Below are 21,146 nucleotides of genomic sequence, written 5' to 3' on the forward strand. Positions count from 1 at the left end.
CGTTGTCGCAGCACCCTGGTACGTCCAGTACAAGCGTGCCGCTCCGCCTTGCGATGCACCGCACCGGACGACGCGAAAACGCACCCCACTTCCCCAAGGCCGCTTAGTCCGCACAGTCCTGTTGAGGGGCCGGCGGCGTCCGTGGGAGGCGTTCCAGCATGACCCGCGGCCACGCCGCCGCCAGCACCAGCAGCCACACCAGTTGCACGGCCGCGGCCTCCCGGGCCACCGCCCCCGCCCCCAGCACGACGGCCAGCGACGGCCCCACCAGCAGCAGAACCTCCCGCGTCCCGCGGCCCGAGCCGACCGCCGCCACCCCCGCGATCGCCAGGTACACCGCGAGGCTCCCGCACAGCAGCCACCGCACCGACTCCGGAACCGGATGGTCCGTGTACTCCACCGCGTTGCCGAGCGCCGCCGCCAGCGCCGCCACCGAGCCCGCGACGAAGCAGTGCAGCGGCAGCACCAGCCGTACCGGAAGGACGTCCCACGCCAGCAGCGGCACCCCGTCCGCCCCGTGCCGCAGCGACAGCGACCACAGCAGGAGCAGCAGCAGGAACGCGCCGATGCCGACCCCGTACAGTGCCGCGTCCCACTCCACCTGCGAGGCGGCGGCCACCACCTGGGCCACCGCCTCGCCGAGCACGATCAGCTGGAACAGGCCCAGCCGCTCCCCGAGATGCGGCGCGTCCATCAGCGCTGCCACCGGCTTGGGCGCGGCCCGCCGCCTGCGCGCCGCCTCCTGCGCGTACTGCGCGTCCACCCGGGCGGCCAGCCTCGTGCCGGACACCGAGAACATCACCGCCAGGTCGATGGCCAGCCCCAGCGCCCACAGCGCGTACCGGGCCGTCCCGTCGAACCACATCGACACGATCCACGGCGTCAGCCCCAGCCCCAGCTGCGTGATCGGCAGGTCCGGCACGTACTCCCCGCGCCGCTCCCACGCCTTGCCTGCCAGCGACCGCACCAGGATGTAGGCCAGCGCGAACGCCCCTGCCCGGTCCTCCCGTACGCCGTGCACCGAGGCCGCCATCACCGCCATGCCGAACATCCCCGCCAGCACCGTCCAGGTGCGGGCCTCCTCGCCGCTGACGTTCCCGTACACCGTGAACAGCATCCAGCCCGTCCAGAAGGCCAGGAACATCACCACGTACAGCGCGACATCGCCGCGGCCGGGGCTGCCGGCAAGCAGGTGCGCCAGCTGGGCGACGCCCGCCACCGCCGTCAGGTCGAAGAACAGCTCCAGCCAGGAGGCGTGCCGTTCGCCCTCCGCAGGCGCCGACCCTGGCGGCGCGGAATCGGTCATAACGGGATGATAGGTAGGGTGGCCGTATGAGCGGCGAGAGCGACCTGAGGAAACTGCTGAGCGGCATGCGCCCCGAACTGCACGAGGGGCGGTACGTCTTCTGCACGATCCCCGGAGCCACCGCACCGCCCTCCGGAACCGCCCCCGTCGCCACCGTCCTGGAAGCCGAGGGGCTCACCCTGGTCCTGCGCCAGGAGGACGCCGACGCCGCCGGCCTCGCCTACGACTACACCGCCGGGTGGATCACCCTGCGCATCCACTCCGCCCTCGACGCCGTCGGCCTCACCGGCGCCTTCGCCGCCGAGCTCGCCGCGCACGGACTCAGCTGCAACGTCATCGCCGGCCACCACCACGACCACCTCTTCGTACCCGCCGAGCGGGCGGCCGAGGCCGTCGCGGTACTGGAGCAACTGGCAACCCGTTCGACGCAAGAGGGACACCCGTAGAGGCCTGCAACGGCCCGATACCAAAGATTCCGATCTTTCCCGGCAGAGGGCCTTCCCCCACGGGTGCGCGGGCGTACGCTGATGCCCCGAACAGGCCTGGGGGGACCAGCCATGACGGAGCGCCGGACCCGCAAACGGCGAAAAATGTTCGAACGCGAGGCGGAACTCGCCACCGTGGACGAAGCCCTGGAGCAGCTCACCGGCTCCAACGGCAACGGCCGCACGGATGCAGGTGCCGGCCCCGGCGCGGGTGGCGCGCTGCTCGCCTTCTCCGGGCCCGCGGGCCTCGGCAAGACCACCCTCCTCGCCGAAGTACGCCGCCGCGCCCTCGCCCGCAACTACACCCTGCTGGCCGCCCGCGGCGGCGAACAGGAGCAGAGCCAGCCCTTCCACGTCGCCCGCCAGCTCATCCAGCCCCAGCTGGCCGGCCACTCCGAGGCGGAACTGCGCGCCGCCCTCGGCAGCTGGTACTCCATCGTCGGCCCCGCGCTCGGCCTGTGCGCCCCCGAACAGGGCGCCCCGCCCGACCCCCAGGGCCTGCGCGACGGCCTCGACTGGGTCCTCACCCACCTGACCGTGCAGCGCGCCCCCGTCGCCCTCGTCCTCGACGACGCCCACTGGGCCGATCCCGAATCCCTCTCCTGGCTCGCCGCCTTCGCCCCGCGCGCCGAACACCTCCCGCTGCTCCTCGTCGTCGCGTACCGCCCCGAGGAACTGCCGGCGCACGCCGAGGCGTTCCGTACGCTGCCGGGCCGCGCGGGACACCGCCCGCTGGCCCTCGCGCCGCTCACCGAGGCCGCCGTGTCCACCCTGGTCCGCGAGGCCGTCGGCGACCACGCCGACGACGCCTTCTGCCGGGAGGCCTGGGCCGTCACCACCGGCAACCCTTTCGAAGCCGTCGAGCTCACCGCCAAGGTCCGCGACAAGGGCCTGGCCCCCACCTCGGCCAGCGCCCCGCTGCTGCGCGAACTCGCCGCCGCCCAGCGCGGCAGCGGCCTCGTCGCCCGCCTCGAACGCCTCGGCCCCTCCACCGTCCGCTTCGCCTGGGCCTGCGCCGTCCTGGGCACCGCCATCCGGCACGAGCTCGCCGCCCGGGTCGCCGGACTCGGCCCCGAGGAGGCGGCCGACGCCACCGGACGGCTGCGGGAGGCCCGCATCCTGTCCGGCCCCGGCGAAGAGCCCGACGCCGGACTGGAGTTCGTCCACCCGCTCGTCGCCACCGCCCTCTACGGGGCCATCCCCGACACACTGCGCGTCGCCCTCCACGGACAGGCCGCCGTGGCCTTGGTCGATGCCGGACTCGGCGCCTCCGCCGCCGCCCGCCACCTGCTGGAGACCCACCCCGAGAACGACCCCTGGGTGGTACGGACCCTGCGCGGGGCCGCCGCCGAGAACCTGCGGGCCGGCGCCCCCGAGGCGGCCCGCCGCCAGCTCGCCCGAGCCCTGCGCGAGCCCCCGGACTTCGACGAGCGCGCGGCCGTGCTGTACGAGCTGGGCTGCGCCTCCCTGCTCACCGAACCCGCCAACACCGTGAACCACCTGCGGGCCGCGCTCGCCGAACCCTTCGACGACCCCGCGCTGCGCCAGGGCATCGTCATCCGGCTCGCCCAGGTCCTCGCCCACAGCGACCGCCTCGCCGAGGCCTCGGACTCGCTCGCGCGGGAGATCCCGTACACCCCGGACGCCCGGACCCGACTGCGCCTGCAGTCCGAGCAGTTCATGTGGGACGCCTTCGACGCCGTCGAGCCCGACTCCCCGGCACGCTCGCGCCGGCTGACCCGGCTCGCCGACCGGCTGACCGGGCGCGACCTCACCGAGCGGTACATCATCGGGCTGCGTGCCTGGGACGCCTGCCTGCGCGGCGAACCCGTGGACGTGGTCCTGCACCACGCCGTACGGGCCCTGGGCACGGAGTTCAGCTGGGCCTACGAGGACCGCGGCTTCGAGGTACCGGTGCTCGCCGCCATGGTCCACATGTACGCCGACCGGCCCGGCAGGGCGGAGGAGCTGTTCGAGGCCGGCACCGCCGAGTTCGAACGGCAGGGCTGGCGCGGGGCGCACCTGTCCTTCGCGTACAGCCTGCGCGCGTACATCCGCTACCGGCGCGGGCGCCTCGCGGAGGCCGAGGAGCTGGCCCGGGCGGGGCTGCGGCTCGCCGAGCGCGTGGGGCGCGGTACGCCCGTGCACTGGTACAGCATTGCGATCCTCGCCACGACGCTGCTCGCGCGGGGACGGGTGGACGAGGCCTGGGAGCTGGCCCGGGAGCACGCGTTCGGGGAGTCCGTCCCGGCGGCCGTGGTCTTCCCCGACCCGCAGACCGTGTACGCCGAACTGCTGCTGGCCCGTGGCCAGACGAAGGCGGCGGCGGCCGAACTCGAGGCGGTGGACCGCCGGCTGAGCCGGCGCGGGATCCAGAACCCGTCCTGGTGCCCGTGGCAGCTGCACCTGGCCCGCGCGGTGGCGGCGGAGGAACCGGCCAGGGCGCGCGCCCTGACCGCCGATGCGGTACGGCGGGCCCGCGCCTTCGGGGCCCCGTCCGGTGTGGGGCAGGCGCTGCGGGTGGCGGCGGAGGTGGCGGCCCCGGAGGAGCGGGTGGGGTTGCTGACGGAGGCGGTCGAGCTGTTGTCGGCCTCGCCGGCCGGGTACGAGCTGGCGTGCGCGCTGGCCGCGCTGGGTACGGAGCTCGGGGACGCGGAGCTGCTGGCGCGGGCGGCGGAGACGGCGCGGGAGTGCGGGGCGGACGGGATGGTGGTGACCTTGGGCGGGGCGGCGCAGGGTGCTGCGGCGACGCGTGCTCCGGTCCGGGAGGACGGGCTGACGGACGAGGAATTCCGGGTGGCGGAACTGGCCGTACGGGACGACCAGGCGGCGCGGGGCCGGGACCTGTCCCCCGTCTACCGGAAGCTGGGCACGGACCGGTCCGGGCTCGCGGAGGCGCTGGAGGCGTTCGCCCAGGGCTCAAGGTGATACGGCGGGTGCCGGCGGGGGGCAGGGTGACGTCATGGACGTCATCGACCACAGTCAGAGGCTCTCCCACTTCCGCAACGAGACGCTGGCCTTCGAGAAGGCGATCCGGCGCGCGATCGCCGAAGCCGGCGACGGACCGGTCCCGCTGGTGCCGTCCTGCCCCGGCTGGTCGGCCGCCGACCTCGTCGGGCACCTGGGCGGGGTGCACCGGTTCGTCGGCCGCATCCTGCGCGACCGCCTGGCCGAGGCCCCGGACCACACCGATCTGACGATCTTCGCGATCCCGGAGGACCCGGCGGTACGGGCGGCCTGGCCGAAGCCGGAGACCGAGCCGAACCGGGGGCCGGTGCCGGAGGCGCTGACGGAGTGGTTCGCGCAGGGCGCGCGGCAGCTGGAGGGCCTGTTCCGGGAGCTGGGGCCGGACGTGCCGGTGTGGACGTGGTCGGATGCAGCGGATTCCGCGGCGCACACGAGTGGCTTCTGGCTGCGCATGCAGACCATCGAGCTGGCGGTGCACCGGTGGGACGCGGAGTCCGCGACCGGGGCGCCGGCGCCCATCGACGCGGAGATCGCGGTGGACGCGGTCCCGCAGACCTTCGAGGCGATGGCCCCGTTCCGGCGTGCCATGACCGGGGCCCCGGCCGGGGCGGGGGAGCGGTACCGCTTCCGGCGGACGGACGGTCCCGAGTCCTGGACGGTCACGTTCTCGGGGGAGCGGGTCCTGGTGGAGCACGGGGTCACGGATCCGGTGGATGTGGAGGCCGCGGGCACGGCGTCGGACCTGATGCTGTTCCTCTGGCGGCGGATCCCGTCCACCGACCTGTCGGTCACCGGGGACGCTGACCTGCTGCCGCACTACTTCACCCTGGTCCCGCCGGTCTGACCGCTGCGTGAAGCCTCTCCGCGCCCCGCGCAGCGGCCCCCCACCCCCGCCGCGAGCGGACCGGTTCCGGAGGTGCGCCCTCCGGGGGATGGGCGGGGCCCGGGGCCGGAAAACGTGGGCGGGCACGTACCATGGCGGCATGTCCTTCCTCCGCCGCAACCGCGCCGCCACACCCGCCGGCCCGGACTTCGACGTCCTGGCCATGGACCCGGGGGACTGGCCGGGCAATCTCGGGGCCGGGCTGCTGCCCGCGCCCGACGGCAGCTGCCAGGGCGTCTTTCTCCGCTACGACCTGTTCGGCGGACGCGGCCCCGCAATGATCATCGGCAACCTCCCCGAGGGCTCCCCGGCCCGGGAGCTCACCGAGGGCCAGGTCCCCTTCGAGGTGGCCCAGCTCCTCGACGCCCTCGAGAACGACGAGGACGTCGAGGTCACCGGCACCGAGGACTGCCCCGTCATGCAGGGCGACAACCTCCTCATCGTCCGGAAGATCAAGCTCTCCGAGGGCCGGATCAGCTGCGTGCAGTTCGACCGCAGCGACAACGTGCTGGTCACCATCGCGAGCTGGGACCGGCCCATCACCGACGACCTGTACGCCCTCCTGAAGCCGCTCCCCGCCGAGCTCTTCCAGCAGGGATAGCAGCCACCGGCGCTTAGGGGGTGTCCGCGATGTCGTTCGCCGCCACATAGCCGAACGTCATCGCGGGGCCGATGGTCGACCCCGCCCCCGCGTAGCTGTGCCCCATCACCGCCGCGCTCGCGTTGCCCGCCGCCCACAGGCCCCGGATCACCGAGCCGTCCGGCCGCAGGGCGCGCGCCCGTGCGTCCGTGACGATGCCGCCCTTCGTGCCCAGGTCACCCGGCACGATCCTGAAGGCGTAGAACGGCGGCGCCCAGATCGGGGCCAGGCACGAGTTCGGCTGCACCCCCGGGTCCGTGTAGTAGTGGTCGTACGCCGTGTCGCCCCGGTGGAAGTCGGGGTCGGTGCCGTTCCACGCCTGCGCATTGAACCGGTTGAGGGTCGCCCGGAGTGCTCCCGCCGGGACCCCGATCTGGCCGGCCAGCGCGTCCCAGGTCCACGCCTTGTTCGCCGCGCCCGCCTGGTACCACGAGTCCGGGAAGACGATCGTCGGCAGGATGTCCTTGAACAGGTACTTGTTGCGGTAGTTCTGATCCACGATCAGCCACGCCGGGATGTGCGAGCCGACCGCGCCCCGGTCCTTCTCGTACATCACGTGCACCACATCGCTGTACGGGGCCGCCTCGTTGACGAACCGCGCGCCCGCCCCGTTCACGATCAGCCCGCCCGGCAGGGTGCGTTCGGCGAGGCAGAAGTACGGCTCGCCCGGCAGCGGGATCGACGGACCCCACCACGCGTCCTCCATCAGCGCCAGCGCCGCCCCCGCCCGCTGCCCGGCCCGGATCCCGTCTCCCGTGTTCTCCTTGGCGCCAACCGACCACTGGGTGCCGATCGGCTGCTGCTGGTACTGCGCCCGCATCTGCTCGTTGTGCTCGAATCCGCCCGAGCCGACGACCACGCCCTTGCGGGCCCGTACGACCCCCCGTACGCCCTCCTTCTCCACCACCACACCGGTGACCGCGCCCGCCTCCTGCACCAGGTCGACCAGCGGGCTGTTCAGCCACACCGGTACCCCCGCCTGTATCAGTCCGGCCCGCAGGCCGGCCGCCAGCGCCTGGCCCATCGTGAGCGGCTTCTGCCCGCACAGCGCGGCCTTGGTGCCGCGCGCCAGGCACTCCGTGGACACCGCCAGCCCCTTGGCGTTCACGGCGGCCAGGTTCAGCCACTTGTAGTCCTGGCTGAACACCACCATCCCGGCCGGGACCGGCAGGTACGCCGGGTTCAGCCGGGCCAGTTCGGCGCCCAGGAGATGGCCGTCGATCTGGTCGGGCTCGATGGAGCGGCCGTTCGGCAGTCCGCCCGGGAGGTTCGGGTAGTAGTCGCTGTACCCGTCCATGTACCGGAAGCGCAGCGGGCTGTTGGCCATCACGAAGTCCAGCATCCGGGGGCCGTTGGCGAGGAAGGCAGCCTGCCGGTCCGCCGACGCGCCGTTGCCGACGACCGCCGCCAGGTACGCCGCCGCCTTCTGCGGGGTGTCCGGCACCCCCGCGGCCAGGATCACCGAGTTGTTCGGCAGCCAGATGCCGGCCCCGGAACGCGCCGCCGAACCGCCGAAGGCCGGGGCCTTCTCGACCACCAGCACGCTCAGCCCCCGCTTGGCGGCGGTGAGCGCGGCGGTCATCCCGGATGCCCCGGACCCGACCACGACGACGTCGTACTCGCCGAGCGGAACCCCGTCCGCGGCCAGCGCGGCGGCCGCCGGCAGCACGGCGGCCGCGACCACCCCCGCCCCGGCCCCGGCGAGGACCGTGCGGCGGGAGGGGAGCGCGGGGCTCGCGGGATCGGCCGGCACGGGACCGGGGCTCGCGGGATCAGGGCGTACGGGACCGGCGCTTGCGGACATGGGCGGGCTCCAGCGGAGTGGGGAGGGCGGGACGGCGGCTCCAGCATGTCTGATGCTGAGTCAGAAAAGGTGTTCGGGGGATCATGTGGTGTCAAGGCATACGCAGGGGTGGCGAGACGGGCCGAGACGGCCCCGAACGCACGAAATCCCGTGGTACGCACATCGAGTGCGTACACCACGGGATTTTCGTACGGGGTGCGGGCCGCCGGGATCAGCGGGTTCCGACCGCCGCGCGTACCGCCCTGCGGGCCATGCCGCAGTCGTCGTGCAGACGGCGCAGCAGCAGCCGCTGCTCCTCGCCGGAGGACAGGGCGCCCATCGCCAGGGGCTGGGTCGGGGCGGTCGCCAGCATGGAGCGCTGGACCGCCGACTCACACATCCGGATCTCCCGGGTCAGCACCAGCATCAGGTTGACCAGGAAGGCGTCCCGCGAGGCCGGACCGGCCGACTGGGCGAGCCGGCTGATCTGGCTGCGGGCGGCCGGGGCGTCGCCCAGCACCGTCCACAGCGTGGCCAGGTCGTAGCCGGGCAGGTACCAGCCCGCGTGCTCCCAGTCGAGCAGCACCGGCCCGGCCGGGGACAGCAGCAGGTTCGACAGGAGCGCGTCACCGTGGTTGAACTGCCGCTGCACGCCGGCCAGTTTGAGCCCGCACAGCAGCTTCTGCAGATCACCCAGGTCCCGGTCGGTGAGCAGTCCGAGCTCGTGGTAACGCGCCACCCGCTGCGCGTAGTTCAGTGGGTCCCCGAACAGATCGGTCGGCGGACGCCACTGGTTCACCCGGCACACCGCGCCCAGCGCGGCCCGTACGTCGGCCCGGGGCGGGGCCTCCACGGGGTGCCTCTGCAATGCCGCGACCCGGCCCGCCATCCGTTCGACCACCAGCGTGCAGTTCTCGGGGTCCGCGGCGATCAGCCGCGGCACCCGGACCGGCGGGCGGTGCCGGACGAACGCCCGGTACGACCCTATTTCGTGCCGGTACCGCTCGCGCCATTCCGGCGAGTGGTCCAGTAAAACCTTGGCGACGGCGGTCATCCGGCCTGTCGTCCCGACCAGGAGGACCGACCGGCCGCTGCGCCGCAGCACCTGCACCGGCGCGAACTCCGGACAGATGCGCTGCACCGAGGCGAGCGCGGTGCGCAGCTGCGCACCCTGCGGCCCCGAGAGGTCGATTCTTCCGCTGAGCGGCTGCGATCCGGCCCCCGGCATCCGCCGCGCCCGTACACCGCCCTGCGCCGGTGCCGCCTGGCGGCCGGGGTCGAGGTAGGGGCTGCCGCCCGCCTGGAGCGTGCGGTGCGGCCGGACCGGGGCGGACACGGAGGACGTTGCTGCGTACATGGCGTTACGGATCCCTTCGTGCGCCGACGAGTTGCGTACGCCACCCCGCCGGTCCCGTACTTCACCCTGGGGAGTTCCGCCCGGAGACCGGGTCGGGGAGGCGCATTCCTACCTTACACCGGGCCGTGGGTGGCGGACCACGAAGCGTGCCCTGGCGAAGCCTGGCGAATATGCGCGGGGCCTCTGACGGCGGGCTAGTGTCAAATCAGCCGAGAACCTGGGGGCTTGACGTGAGCAAAGGTCCAAACACCCGCCTGAACGACTTGTTCGGCCTGGCCGGCTGGTCGAAGGGTGAGCTGGCGAGGATGGTCAACCGGCAGGCGGCGGCCATGGGCCACCACCAACTGGCCACCGACACCTCGCGGGTACGGCGCTGGATCGACATGGGGGAGACCCCGCGCGAACCGGTGCCCACCGTACTGGCAGCCCTGTTCACCGAGCGGCTCGGTCGTGTCGTGACCATCGAGGACCTCGGGTTCGTACGGCAGCGGCGCACCTCCAAACGGCAGCCGGACGGGGCGAAGGACAACCCCGACGGAATGCCCTGGGCGCCCGAACGCACAGCCGCGGTCCTCACCGAATTCACGGGAATGGACCTCATGCTCAACCGACGCGGTCTGATGGGCGCGGGTGTCGCGCTCACCGCAGGCTCCGCCCTCACCCACGCCATGAACGACTGGCTGCACACCGATCCAGCCCCCGCCAAAGCCCCGCAGACCTTCGGCGACTCCTTCCAGGCCGACTCGGCCGGCTACGACCGCTACGAGGCCGCCCCCATCGGCTCCCAGGAGATCGAGGCCCTGGAGCGCTCCGTGGAGGTCTTCCGGGCCTGGGACGCCTCACGAGGAGGCGGACTGCAGCGCAAAGCCGTGGTCGGCCAGCTCAACGAGGTCGGCGGCATGCTCGCGTACCACCACCCCGACCACCTGCAGCGGCGGCTGTGGGGCGTGGCGGCCAACCTCGCCGTTCTGGCGGGCTGGATGTCCCACGACGTGGGTCTCGAACCCACCGCGCAGAAGTACTTCGTCATCGCCGCGCACGCCGCCCGGGAGGGCGGGGACCGGCCGCGGGCCGGCGAAGCGCTGTCCCGGGCGGCGCGCCAGATGGTCCACCTGGGCAAGCCGCACGAGGCCCTCGACCTCATGAAACTGGCTCAGTCGGGCTCCGGCGAGCAGACCCTGCCGCGCACCCGCGCCATGCTGCACACCATCGAGGCCTGGGCACAGGCCTCGATGGGCAAGGGCCAGGCCATGCGCCGCACCCTCGGCGAGGCCGAGGACCTGTTCGTGTCGGACAAGGGCGACGTGCCCCCGCCGTCGTGGATGCAGAACTTCGACGAGGCGGACATGCACGGCATGCAGGCCCTGGCGTTCCGCACCCTCGCCGAACACGACCCCTCGGTCGCGCCGATCGCCCAGCGGCACGCCCGGGAGGCGCTGCGGCTGCGGTCCGGCGGCCACCAGCGCTCGCAGATCTTCGACTACATCTCCATGGCCTCGGCCTGTTTCATCGCCGACGACCCGGAGCAGGCCGACCGCTACGCCCGGCTCGCGCTGGTCTCGATGAACGAGACCTCCTCACACCGGACTTGGGACCGGCTGCGCGAGATGTACCGGCTCACCGGCCAGTACGCCGGGTACGGGCGCATCGAGGACCTGCGCGCGGAGATCGAGATGGCCCTGCCGAACAGCCCGACGCAGCACACCGTCTAGCCTTGCGCGGGCACCCTGCGCCGGTGCGTGCACCGGCACCGCCATCGGCACCCGTACGGAGACGAGAAAGGCCGCGCCTTCCGGCGCGGCCCTGAGAAGTCGTACCGGGCGCTCAGCCACCGACCCTGGCCACCAGGACGCAGGCGTCGTCCTCGCGTTCGCTCTCACCGAATTCCTCGACCACCATCCGCACGCAGTCCTGCGCCGACCGCGCCGCCGTGAACCGCGGCGCGAGGGCCAGCAGCCGCTCGGTGCCGTCCGCCCGGCTGAACTCGATGCTGCGCGGCGTCAGTCCGTCCGTGTGCAGGACGAGTACGTCGCCGGCCTGCAGCCGTTCCTCGGCCTGCCCGTACGCCGCCCCGGAGGTCGCGCCCAGCAGTACGCCCTCCGGCGGCTGCAGGGCGCGGCCCGAGCTGCCACGGAACAGCAGCGGGGCGGGATGGCCGGCCTGCGCCCAGGAGAGCACACGGCGCGCGGGATCGTAGCGGCAGCAAACGGCCGAGCCGAGCGCCGGCTGTACGGAGGTCTCCAGGAGCTGGTTGAGCCAGCCCATCAGCGGGCCCGGCTCGATCCCGGCCATGGCCATGCCGCGCAGGGCGCCCAGCATCATCGCCATCCCGGAGGTGGCCGTCACCCCGTGCCCGGTCAGGTCGCCGACCGTCAACAGCGAGCGGTCGTCGGGCAGTTCGAGCGCGTCGTACCAGTCGCCGCCGATCAGGGCGCTCGTCGCGGAGGGCAGGTAGTGCGCGGCGACGTCGAGCGCTCCGGTGGTGTGGTGCGGGAACCGCAGGGAGCCGCGCCACGGGGGGAGCACGGCTTCCTGCAGCTCGACCGCCAGCCGGTGCTCGGTCTGCGCGATCTCCCGCCGGCGCTGCAGCGAGTCACGGGACTCGCGTTCGGCGCGCTGGCTTCGGCGCAGCTCACTCACGTCCCGGAGCACGGCCCACATCGAGGCCGTGCAGCCGTCGGAGTCGAGTACCGGCTCGCCTCGCATGTGCAGCGTCCGGACGCGGCCGTCGGCCCGGACGATGCGGAACTCGCCGTCGATCGGTTTGCCGTCGACCAGACAGGCCGTCACCATCGAGGTGAGCAGCGGCTGGTCCTCGGAGAAGAGGGTGGAGCCGAGTTCGTCGAGGGGGAGCGGGCCCGCCTCGGGCGAGCGGCCGAAGATCTGGAACAGCTCCTCGGACCAGTTGACCTCGTCGGTGAGCAGGTTCCACTCGGCGCTGCCGACGCGGGTCTGCTGCGGCTCGGCCCCGGTCGCGGGCGCCCCCTCGGGGAGCTCGTCGAGTTCGGGGGCCGGCGGCAGGCCTTCCTTGAGCTGTCCCAGGTGCTCGCGCAGGTCGTCGAGGTGGTGGACGGCGAGGTCGCACAGGGCGCGCTGCCAGCGGCCCTGGGCGTCGTCGTCGTCGACCACGGTGTCGCGGCGCACCGCGTCCACCTCGCCGCGAAGCCGCCGGGTCTGCGAGATCAGGGCGTCCACCGAACCGGGCTCGGACGGCTGCGCGGGACGGTCCGCGAAGAGGTGGGACGGCATGAGAACTCCGATACAGGCGGCGCGGCACGGCCAAGTCTGAAGGAAGGACCGGTTACGACTGTTGCACAGGCCGCGACGGGCCGTAAGGCGTTTGGCAACATCCGTAACGTCGTTGCTTCTGGCATATGCCAAGGGCCTTCCGGCCCCCCCTTCGCCTGTACGAACGTTTCCGGTCAGCCCTGCCGGGCTCCCGTCGGCGGTCTCCGGCCGCCGTCCGGTTTCACACGCTGAGCGGCACCGGGTGGATCTCGCTGGCCGGGTGTCCCGTGCGCTCGTGGATCCGCAGTACCGCGTCCGCCGAGGGAGCCTCGGACAGGCAGTAGACGGTCCCGGACGCGGGGTCGGCCCAGGCGCGCTCGAAGTGCACCTTCTCGTCGCCCTCGATCGCCAGGTCCGCCTTGTGGGCGGCCATCAGCTCGGCTTCCGTGATGCCCTTCATGCCGTGGTGGACATCCATGTACATCGTCACCGCCGCACACCTCCTCACGTATTTCGGGAGTGCAGCCGTATCTCCTCCCATCGTCCTCCCGCGGCCGGAAACCGGCCCTTCGGAGGGCGTGGATCGATCGTACGGACGAGATGTACGAGACCTCCGCGCGGCAGAACCTGTACCCGAGCCGGATCAACACCCCCGCGGGAGTACCCCCCCGAACGAAGGACCCCCTCCCCGCGCGGCCGTTACCGTCGCCCCGCTTCCCACCCCGCCAGGTGATCGCTACTCTACGTGTCGGTAACGAGCCGGGGAAAGGCCCGCGAACGCGGGCCCGCGCAGGGTTGGGGACACAGCAACATGACCGGGCAGAGCCGCCGCTCCTTCCTCACGTACCTCGTCGCGGCGCCGACGCTCGCCCTCGTCACCCGGGCCGGGGCCGACGTCCTCGCCCCGCAGCCCGCCCACGCCGTGGTCCCGAGCCTGCCCGCCCCGGCCGATCTGGTCGACCTCGGCGACCTGTTCATCCTGGCCGGCGCGCCCACCTCCGCCCTGCTGGCGCTCTCCGTGGAGACGGACGGGACCATCCGCTTCCGGCTGCCGCGCGAGGAGGTCGGCCAGGGGCTCACCACCGCCGTGGCCATGCTCGTCGCGGAGGAGCTCGACGCGCCGCTGGCCGCCGTCCGCGTGGAACTGGACGACGCGCGGCCCGAGCTGCTGTTCAACCAGCTCACCGGAAGCTCCAACTCCATTCGCTCCCTCTACGGGCCGGTCCGGCAGGCCGCCGCCACCGCCCGGGCCCGCCTGGTAGCGGCGGCCGCCCGCCGGTGGGGCCTCGCCGCCTCCTCGCTGACCACCGCGAACGGCGCCGTACGGGCCCCCGACGGACGCACCGCCGACTACGGCAGCCTCTCCGCGGCCGCCGCCGACCCCGCCCTGATCGTCCTCGGCGCCACCCCGAAGAAGGCGGCGAAGCACTCCCTCGTCGGCAGGCCCACCGGCCGGATCGACGCCCGCGCCATGGTGACCGGCGCCCAGCAGTACACCCTCGACCTCGACGTGCCCGGCGCCAAGCCCTGCGTGGTGCGCCGCCCGCCCTCCCTCGGCGGCAGCGTCAAGGCCGTCGCCAACCTCGCCGCCGTCCGCGCCATGCCCGGCGTCCTGCACGTGGTCACCGTCCCGACCGGGGTCGCCGTCGTCGCCGAGACCTTCGGGCAGGCCCTCGACGCCAAGGCCGCCCTCCAGGTCACCTGGGGGCCCGGCCCCGCCGACGAGCTCTCGGACGCGCAGATCCGCGCCAAGCTGCGCGCCGCCACCCCGCCGCTGCTGGTGCCGCCGCTGCTCACCCTGTACGTGGACGCCGAGTTCGACTTCGCCTTCGTCAGCCACGCGGCCATGGAGACCAACTCCGCCGTCGCCGACGTACGGGACGACCGCGCCGAGATCTGGTCCGGGCTGAAGTCCCCGATCGTGGCCCGCGAGACCATCGCCGCCGAGCTCGGCCTGCCGCTGGACAAGGTCACCGTGCACGTGGTCCAGGCCGGCGGCTCCTTCGGGCGGCGGCTCTTCTTCGACGCCGCCCTGGAGGCCGCCCGCGTCTCCAAGGCCTGCCGCCGTCCCGTCCGGCTGATGTGGACCCGCGTCGACGACACCCGGCACGGCCGGATGCGCCCCGCCACCCACCACAAGATCCGCGCCACCCACCTGCTGGGCGAGGTACTCAGCTTCGAGCACCGGGTGGCCGCCGCCGAGACCGACTTCCGGCACGGGCTCGGCGAGATCATCACCGCCACCGCCGCCAGCCTGCCGCTCGGCATCGGCAACGCGACCCTGGCGCAGACCCTGTTCCACACCACAATCAAGTCCCCCTACCACTTCGGGCTCACCACCCACGGGCTCAGCGAGGTGCCCACCGGCATCCCGACGGGCTCCTGGCGTTCGGTGTACTCCGCCAACACCCGGGGCGCCGAGGAGATCGTGGTCGACGAACTCGCGGCGCGGACCGGGAAGGACCCGTACCAGTTCCGGCGCGCCTTCCTGAAGACCGCCGCCCAGCGCGCGGTGCTCGACAAGGCGGCGACGGAGGGGGAGTGGGGACGGCCGATGCCGGCGGGCTGCGCGCAGGGCATCGCCTTCCACGACGAGTACAAGTCCCGGACCGCCTGCCTGGTCGAGATCGACACCCGCGACCCGGAGCACGTCCGCGTCACCAAGGCCGTCATCGCGGTCGACGTGGGCCTGCCCGTCAACCCGCGCGGACTGGAGGCCCAGATGATCGGCGGCCTCACCGACGCGATCTCCACCACCTTGAAGGCCGGGCTGCACCTGGACAAGGGGCTGCCGCTGGAAGGCAGTTACAGCCAGTTCCACTGGGCCCGGCAGCGCGACACCCCGCACGACGTACGGGTCTTCGTGCTGCCGGCCACCGGGGAGGAGCCGGGTGGCGCGGGCGAGCTCGGCGTACCCGCCGCGGTGGGCGCCATCGCCAACGCCTGGGCCCGGGCCACCGGCAGCAAGCCGCGCAGTTTCCCCCTCGACTTCGACGTCGACTTCACCCCGTACCCCCGCTAGAACAGCAACAGCCAGTCAGTTCAGGAGAGTCCGCCGTGCCCTCGCACACCTTCACCGTCAACGGGCAGAGCGTCACCGTGGACGCGCCCGACGATCTGCCCCTGCTGTGGGTGCTCCGCGACATGCTGGGCGTACGCGGCCCCAAGTACGGCTGCGGCGTGGACGTCTGCAAGGCCTGCACCAGCCATCTCGACGGGACGGACATCCGCCCGTGCGTGGTGCCCGTCTCCGAGTGCGCCGGCAAGACGGTGACCACCATCGAGGGACTGGCGAACGGGGACGAGCTGCACCCCGTGCAGGAAGCCTGGCTCGAACAGGACGTCTCCCAGTGCGGTTTCTGCCAGCCCGGCCAGATCATGGCCGCGGTCGCCCTGCTGAAGCGCACGAGTACGCCCACGGACGAGGACATCGACGCCATCGCCAACATCTGCCGCTGCGGCACCTACTTCCGCATCCGGGAGGCCATCCGCAGCGCGGCCGCCCGGATGTGAGCGACCGGGCGTGAGTGATCCGGGCGTGAGCGAGAGGGGCCCCGGGGACTCCCCCGTCGTTCCCGGGGCCCGACCGCTCGCGGTCAAACCTAGGCGGCCGGCTGCCGGTTCGCAGGGTCCGCCGTGCACAGTGACCGGGCGGGGCGGGTATCACTCAGCACAGTGATACACCGGGTGGTCGACTGCGACAGCGCGACCCGGACCGAAGGGACCTCTCATTTCGCACCCGCGCATCCCGCAAACGTCGGCGGACCGGGCCCGCAGCCGGTCCGAGGACATCCTCAAGCTGCACCGGCTCGCCCACTCGGGCGGTTCGGCCGCGGTGTTGCAGTGGCTCGCCGCCCGGCTGGGCGGCTGGACCGGAGTGGTGGACGCCGACGCAGCCGCGGGCCCGGAACTCGCCGTCCGCGGGGCCGCGGAGCTGCGCGCCCGGGGCGCGCGGTCGGCCGTCCTGCACGGCGAGGGCCCGGCCGCGCTGCTGTTCGCGCTGGACGGCAGCCGCGCACTGGCCGCCGTACCGGACCCGCCGCACCACCCGGGAGCGTCCGCGCTGCTCGCGGACGCCGCCGCCGTACTGGCCCTCGTCCTGCGGGCCGAGGAGGCCGAGCGGCGCGAGGAGCGGGCCGAACTCGCCGAATCACGGGCCCGCGAGGCCGTCCTGCACCTGCTGATGAACGGCCGGCTCTCCACCGCCCACCAGATCGCCGAGGCGCTCTGCCCCTCGCTGCCCGAGCCGATGCGGATGTACGTCGTGGAGTGCCGGGCCGGGGAGCGCGGCGAGGTGGCCCGGCTCTGCGAGGAGCTGACGGGCGGCCGGGCCTGGATCGTGCGCTGCCCGGTGTACGTGCGCCACCTCATCGTGCTGGTCCCCGGCGACCTCGCGGCGACCTCGGCCGCGCACGATCCGCTGGCCGAGGCGCTGGCGGCGGTGGCCCGCGACTGCACGGTCGGGGTCAGCGCGGAACTGCGGCTGCGCGAGGCCCCGGCCGCCTACACCCAGGCCTTCCACGCCCTGGCCGTCGCCCGAGGCCGCGGCGGGCGCCACGCCCGCTTCGGCCCCGGGCCCGAACTGGAGCTGGCCGCCCACGCGGCCGGGACCGGCTGGGCCGAGGCCCTGCTCGCGCCCCTGCACACGTACGTGCCCCGGCGCCCCCAGGACCCCGGCCCGCAGGAGCTGCGGGCCACCGCGCACGCCTGGCTGAACTTCTGCTCGCACGCGACGCGGCTGCTGAAGATCCACCGCAACACCCTGGCCACCCGGCTGCGCCTGATCGAGTCGGTGCTCGGCGTGGACCTCGCGCGGCTCCCCGAGCAGGCGGCGCTCTCGCTCGCGCTGCGGCTGACCCCGGGCGGGGCGGGCGGCGGCGCGGGGGCCGCCACGGGCGCCGCCGCCGGGGTTTCCCCCGGAGGCGCGGCCGGCGCTCCGGCCGATCTGGACGGCGTACTGCGCCACCCCGACCTGGCGGCCTGGGCCCACGCGCATCTGGCGCCGCTGGCCGGGCGGGACGCCCCGCCCGGCGCCCGGGAGACCGTACGGGCCTGGCTGCGCCACGACGCGCACCTGGTCCCGGCGGCGGCCGCGCTCGGCATTTCGGTGCCGGGCACGCGCAAGCGGCTGGCCCGGATCGAGGCGCTGCTGGAGCGCTCGCTGCTGCGCTCGCCGAGCGCCCGCTACGACCTCTGGCTGGCTCACCGGGCTGAGGAACTGGCCGGGTTCACGGCATGACACAGCCCCAATAAGGGGCGAAGTGCATGAAATATGCACGATCATGCCGGGATGAGGCGTATCAATCTGAAGCGCGTGCTGGTGGGTGAACCGCTCGACACCGCGCGACTGGGCGAGACCCTGCTGCCCAAACGGCTCGCGCTGCCGATCTTCTGCAGCGACCCGCTCTCCTCCGTGGCCTACGCCACCGAGGAGATCCTGCTGATCCTCGCCCTCGGCGGTGTCGCGCTGCTCCACCTCGCCTGGTACGCCGCCGCCGCCATCGTCTTCCTGATGATCGTGGTCGTCGCCTCCTACCGGCAGACCTGTTACGCCTATCCCGGCGGCGGCGGTGCGTACATCGTCAGCTCCGAGAACCTCGGCCAGACCGCCGCCCTGACGGCGGCCAGCGCACTGCTCGTCGACTACGTCATGACCGTAGCCGTCTCCGTGGTCTCCGGCGTGGACGCCATCACCTCCGCGATCCCCTCGCTCAGCGACCACGAAGTCGGCCTGTCGGTGGGGTTCGTGGTGCTGCTGATGCTGATGAACCTGCGCGGCGTACGGGAGTCGGGACGCATCTTCGCCATTCCGACCTACGGGTTCGTCCTCGTCATCTACGTCATGTTCGCCGTGGCGGCGGTCCGGCTCGCGACCGGCGAGACCATCCGCGCCGAGTCCGCCGACCTCCCGATCACCGCGGAGGCCACGTTCACCGGCCTGGGCCTGGTGCTCCTCGTGATGCGGGCCTTCGCCTCGGGCTGTACGGCGCTGACCGGCGTCGAGGCGATCAGCAACGGAGTGCCCGCCTTCCGGAGGCCCAAGAGCCGCAATGCCGCCAACACCCTGGCCGTGATGGGCGTCCTGTCGGTGACCATGTTCCTCGGCATCACCATCCTCGCCATGGTCTACCAGGTGCACGTCGCCGCCGACCCGACGGAACTGGGCCTGCCGGCCGGCACACCGATGTCCACCGCGCTCGCCCAGATCGGCCGTGCCACCTTCGGGAGCTGGCACTTCCTCTTCTACCTGCTCCAGGCCGTCACCGCGGGCGTGCTGATCCTCGCCGCGAACACCGCCTTCAACGGCTTCCCGATGCTCGCCTCGATCCTGGCCAAGGACCGGTACGCACCGCGCCAGCTCTTCAACCGCGGCGACCGCCTCGTCTACTCCAACGGCATCGTGCTGCTCGCGCTCACCGCCGTCGCCCTCATCATCGCCTTCGACGCCCAGCTGACCCGCCTCATCCAGCTCTACATCATCGGCGTCTTCGTCTCCTTCACCCTCTCCCAGGCGGGCATGGTCCGGCACTGGCGCCGCGAACTCGCCTCCCCGGCCACGCCCCGGGAGCAGCGGATCCACATCCACCGCCGGCTGGCGATCAACGCGGTCGGCGCCACCCTGACCGCCGTGGTCCTCGTCATCGTCCTGCTCACCAAGTTCACGCACGGCGCCTGGCTGGTCGTCATCGCGATGCCGCTGCTGTTCCTCGGCATGAAGGGGGTCCGCCGGCACTACGACCGGGTCTCGGCCCAGGTCGCCGTCGCCCCCGGGGTCAGACCGCGCAAACCCTCCCGCCACCACGTGCTGGTGCTGGTCGCCAACGTGCACGCCCCGACGCTGAAGGCGCTCGGCTACGCACAGGCACTGCGGCCGGACACCCTGACGGCCGTCACCGTCGCCGCCGACGAGGAGGACGCGCGCCGGCTGCGCGAGGCATGGGCGGAGCACGACCCGGGCGTCCCGCTGAAGATCCTGCACTCCCCGTACCGCGAGGTCGTCGGGCCGGTGCTCGCGCACATCCAGGAGCTGGCCGCCGCCGAGGGGACGGACATCCTGTCCGTGGTCATCCCCGAGTACGTGGTCGGGCACTGGTGGGAGCAGCCCCTGCACAACCAGAACGCGTTCCGGCTGAAGGCGAGGCTGCTGTTCACCCCGGGCGTCGCGGTGATCGACGTACCGTACCTGCTCGAGTCGGCCCGGCCGGCCGCCCCGCACGAGCCGGCGGAATCGACCAAGGCCTGAGGTCAGTTGCTGCGGCGCGGGGCGCGGCCGGCCGGCTTCGCTCCCGGTGCGGCCGGCTCGCCCGCGGCCCGCTGGAGCACCGCCGCATGGGCCAGCGCCAGCTCCACGACGTGCGCGGGGTCGGACAGCGTGCGGCCGGTCAGCTGCTCGAGGCGCCGCAGCCGGTTCGAGACGGTGTTGCGGTGGCAGTACAGCCGCTGGGCGGCGTACGTCGTCGAGCCGTGGCAGGTCAGCCAGGTGCCCAGCGTGTTCAGCAGCACCCGGCGGTCCTCCGCGGGCAGCGCCAGCACCGGCCCCAGCACCACCTGCCGCAGCCGGCCCGCGAGTTCGGCCTGGGAGGCGACCAGCGCCGTCGGCAGCCGCTCGTCCAGCAGGGCGGTGCACGGACCGCCGGACGCCGGGACGGTGCGCAGCGCCAGCGCGGCCAGCCAGCGTGCCCGGGCCAGGTCGCCGGGGGTCTCCACGACCGGGCTGACCCCGGCCCGGGCTCTGAGCGGGCCGAGCAGCTCCCGTACGGACTCCAGCGGATGGTGGCCCAGCTCCACCAGGCCGGTCTCCCCGTCGGCGCGGATCCGCCACAGCACGCGCAGGCCGCTCGCGGCCGGCTCGGCGCCGGGCCGGCCGGGGCCGCCCGGATCGCCGGACCCGCCCGAGCCGAGTACGACGACCGCGAACCGGCCGCGCTCGGGCAGACCCAGCTGGGCCGCCGCCTCCGAGACCGCGGGCCCGTCCGACGGACCCGCGCCGTCGAGCAGCGCGTCCAGGAGGGCCGCCCGGCGCTCCCGGTCGCGGTCCCAGCGCGCGGCCTCCGTACGGCGGTACGCGTCGGCCACCGCGTCCGTCAGCTGGTCCAGTACGTCCCACAGCACGCCCGCGGCCGGCAGCAGCCGGGGCAGCGCCGCCGGGTCGTGCGCGGCCACGGCTTCGTTGAGGGCCTGCCACACCAGCCGGCCGCCGCGCCGGTAGGTGCGCAGCAGCGAGGCGAGCGGCAGGCCCTGTTCGGCGCGGAGCGTACCGGTGGCGCGTGCATCGGCGAGTTCCACAGGCAGCCCGCGGATGCCGAGGACCAGGCCCTCGACCGCCTGCCGCAGGTTGTGGTGGATCCGCTCGCGCAGCTCGGCCCGGCCGAGCAGGGCGGCGTACGCGGGGTCCTCGGCCAGCGTCCGGTCGGCGAGCCGGTCCGCTGTCACCGCGATGCGGCGGGACAGGTCCTCTCGTATCTCCTCGATGATCCGCTCCATGACGGGCAGAGTG

The 21,146-nt window shown here is 73.3% G+C and carries 15 protein-coding genes; 9 read left to right on the top strand and 6 right to left on the bottom strand.

From position 1 onward, the window contains the following. Positions 1 to 103 precede the first annotated feature (103 nt). Positions 104 to 1,306 carry a low temperature requirement protein A gene (locus tag AB0M76_RS31180; protein ID WP_365956081.1) on the bottom strand — a complete coding sequence of 401 codons (1,203 nt, stop codon included), beginning with the start codon at positions 1,304 to 1,306 and terminating at the stop codon, positions 104 to 106. Between the two features lie 26 nt (positions 1,307 to 1,332). Between AB0M76_RS31180 and AB0M76_RS31185 the strand changes: the two genes are divergently transcribed. The 4 genes from AB0M76_RS31185 (at position 1,333) to AB0M76_RS31200 (ending at position 6,242) form a co-directional block, all read left to right on the top strand. Next, on the top strand, positions 1,333 to 1,752 hold the full coding sequence (locus AB0M76_RS31185) for an ACT domain-containing protein (RefSeq protein ID WP_365956082.1): 420 nt from the start codon (positions 1,333 to 1,335) through the stop codon (positions 1,750 to 1,752). 144 nt (positions 1,753 to 1,896) lie between these two features. Next, positions 1,897 to 4,719 (top strand): AAA family ATPase, encoded by a 2,823-nt coding sequence (locus AB0M76_RS31190; RefSeq protein WP_365956083.1) that lies wholly within the window; start codon positions 1,897 to 1,899, stop codon positions 4,717 to 4,719. Positions 4,720 to 4,753: 34 nt separating this feature from the next. Further along, positions 4,754 to 5,602 carry a maleylpyruvate isomerase family mycothiol-dependent enzyme gene (locus AB0M76_RS31195; protein ID WP_365956085.1) on the top strand — a complete coding sequence of 283 codons (849 nt, stop codon included), beginning with the start codon at positions 4,754 to 4,756 and terminating at the stop codon, positions 5,600 to 5,602. A gap of 139 nt (positions 5,603 to 5,741) precedes the next feature. Continuing rightward, positions 5,742 to 6,242: a hypothetical protein gene (locus AB0M76_RS31200; protein ID WP_053787178.1), complete on the top strand. Its 501-nt coding sequence runs from the start codon at positions 5,742 to 5,744 to the stop codon at positions 6,240 to 6,242. A gap of 13 nt (positions 6,243 to 6,255) precedes the next feature. Here the strand turns inward: AB0M76_RS31200 and kstD are convergent, their stop codons facing one another. Together kstD and AB0M76_RS31210 are read right to left on the bottom strand one after the other, a co-directional pair. After that, positions 6,256 to 8,085 carry a 3-oxosteroid 1-dehydrogenase gene (gene kstD, locus AB0M76_RS31205; protein WP_365956086.1) on the bottom strand — a complete coding sequence of 610 codons (1,830 nt, stop codon included), beginning with the start codon at positions 8,083 to 8,085 and terminating at the stop codon, positions 6,256 to 6,258. A 211-nt stretch (positions 8,086 to 8,296) separates the two neighbouring features. Beyond that, positions 8,297 to 9,421: an aminoglycoside phosphotransferase family protein gene (locus tag AB0M76_RS31210; protein WP_365956087.1), complete on the bottom strand. Its 1,125-nt coding sequence runs from the start codon at positions 9,419 to 9,421 to the stop codon at positions 8,297 to 8,299. A 230-nt stretch (positions 9,422 to 9,651) separates the two neighbouring features. On the opposite strand from AB0M76_RS31210, the gene AB0M76_RS31215 reads away from it, so the two are divergent. After that, positions 9,652 to 11,133 (top strand): hypothetical protein, encoded by a 1,482-nt coding sequence (locus AB0M76_RS31215; RefSeq protein ID WP_365956088.1) that lies wholly within the window; start codon positions 9,652 to 9,654, stop codon positions 11,131 to 11,133. Between the two features lie 112 nt (positions 11,134 to 11,245). On the opposite strand, the gene AB0M76_RS31220 is transcribed toward AB0M76_RS31215, so the two are convergent. Continuing rightward, positions 11,246 to 12,670, bottom strand: coding sequence for a SpoIIE family protein phosphatase (locus AB0M76_RS31220; protein WP_365956089.1), 1,425 nt, complete (start codon positions 12,668 to 12,670; stop codon positions 11,246 to 11,248). Positions 12,671 to 12,890: 220 nt separating this feature from the next. Continuing rightward, positions 12,891 to 13,139 (bottom strand): SCO4226 family nickel-binding protein, encoded by a 249-nt coding sequence (locus tag AB0M76_RS31225; protein ID WP_266631957.1) that lies wholly within the window; start codon positions 13,137 to 13,139, stop codon positions 12,891 to 12,893. Positions 13,140 to 13,460: 321 nt separating this feature from the next. Here AB0M76_RS31225 and AB0M76_RS31230 point away from each other — a divergent pair, with 321 nt between their 5' ends. The 4 genes from AB0M76_RS31230 to AB0M76_RS31245 all read left to right on the top strand — a co-directional run bounded on the left by AB0M76_RS31230 (position 13,461) and on the right by AB0M76_RS31245 (position 19,892). Beyond that, positions 13,461 to 15,671 (top strand): molybdopterin cofactor-binding domain-containing protein, encoded by a 2,211-nt coding sequence (locus tag AB0M76_RS31230; RefSeq protein ID WP_365956090.1) that lies wholly within the window; start codon positions 13,461 to 13,463, stop codon positions 15,669 to 15,671. Between the two features lie 35 nt (positions 15,672 to 15,706). Beyond that, positions 15,707 to 16,162: a (2Fe-2S)-binding protein gene (locus AB0M76_RS31235; RefSeq protein ID WP_365956092.1), complete on the top strand. Its 456-nt coding sequence runs from the start codon at positions 15,707 to 15,709 to the stop codon at positions 16,160 to 16,162. 322 nt (positions 16,163 to 16,484) lie between these two features. Further along, on the top strand, positions 16,485 to 17,888 hold the full coding sequence (locus tag AB0M76_RS31240) for a helix-turn-helix domain-containing protein (RefSeq protein WP_365956093.1): 1,404 nt from the start codon (positions 16,485 to 16,487) through the stop codon (positions 17,886 to 17,888). Positions 17,889 to 17,939: 51 nt separating this feature from the next. Beyond that, the gene (locus tag AB0M76_RS31245) at positions 17,940 to 19,892 is read left to right on the top strand and encodes an APC family permease (protein ID WP_365956095.1); all 1,953 of its coding nucleotides are present in this window, start codon (positions 17,940 to 17,942) and stop codon (positions 19,890 to 19,892) included. Positions 19,893 to 19,894: 2 nt separating this feature from the next. Here the strand turns inward: AB0M76_RS31245 and AB0M76_RS31250 are convergent, their stop codons facing one another. Then, complete coding sequence (locus tag AB0M76_RS31250; protein WP_365956096.1) at positions 19,895 to 21,133, bottom strand: helix-turn-helix domain-containing protein; 1,239 nt, start codon at positions 21,131 to 21,133, stop codon at positions 19,895 to 19,897. Between the last annotated feature and the right edge of the window lie 13 nt (positions 21,134 to 21,146).

This window comes from Streptomyces sp. NPDC051364 (genome assembly GCF_040682115.1).
Classification (GTDB): domain Bacteria; phylum Actinomycetota; class Actinomycetes; order Streptomycetales; family Streptomycetaceae; genus Streptomyces.

Bases quoted from the DNA above. Each gene is read 5' to 3' on its own strand.
- AB0M76_RS31185 (WP_365956082.1), top strand. From the start codon at position 1,333: ATGAGCGGCGAGAGCGACCTGAGGAAACTGCTGAGCGGCATGCGCCCC.
- AB0M76_RS31200 (WP_053787178.1), top strand. From the start codon at position 5,742: ATGTCCTTCCTCCGCCGCAACCGCGCCGCCACACCCGCCGGCCCGGAC.
- AB0M76_RS31250 (WP_365956096.1), bottom strand. From the start codon at position 21,133: ATGGAGCGGATCATCGAGGAGATACGAGAGGACCTGTCCCGCCGCATC.
- AB0M76_RS31195 (WP_365956085.1), top strand. From the start codon at position 4,754: ATGGACGTCATCGACCACAGTCAGAGGCTCTCCCACTTCCGCAACGAG.
- kstD (WP_365956086.1), bottom strand. From the start codon at position 8,085: ATGTCCGCAAGCGCCGGTCCCGTACGCCCTGATCCCGCGAGCCCCGGT.
- AB0M76_RS31190 (WP_365956083.1), top strand. From the start codon at position 1,897: ATGTTCGAACGCGAGGCGGAACTCGCCACCGTGGACGAAGCCCTGGAG.
- AB0M76_RS31210 (WP_365956087.1), bottom strand. From the start codon at position 9,421: ATGTACGCAGCAACGTCCTCCGTGTCCGCCCCGGTCCGGCCGCACCGC.
- AB0M76_RS31230 (WP_365956090.1), top strand. From the start codon at position 13,461: ATGACCGGGCAGAGCCGCCGCTCCTTCCTCACGTACCTCGTCGCGGCG.
- AB0M76_RS31220 (WP_365956089.1), bottom strand. From the start codon at position 12,670: ATGCCGTCCCACCTCTTCGCGGACCGTCCCGCGCAGCCGTCCGAGCCC.
- AB0M76_RS31180 (WP_365956081.1), bottom strand. From the start codon at position 1,306: ATGACCGATTCCGCGCCGCCAGGGTCGGCGCCTGCGGAGGGCGAACGG.
- AB0M76_RS31245 (WP_365956095.1), top strand. From the start codon at position 17,940: ATGAGGCGTATCAATCTGAAGCGCGTGCTGGTGGGTGAACCGCTCGAC.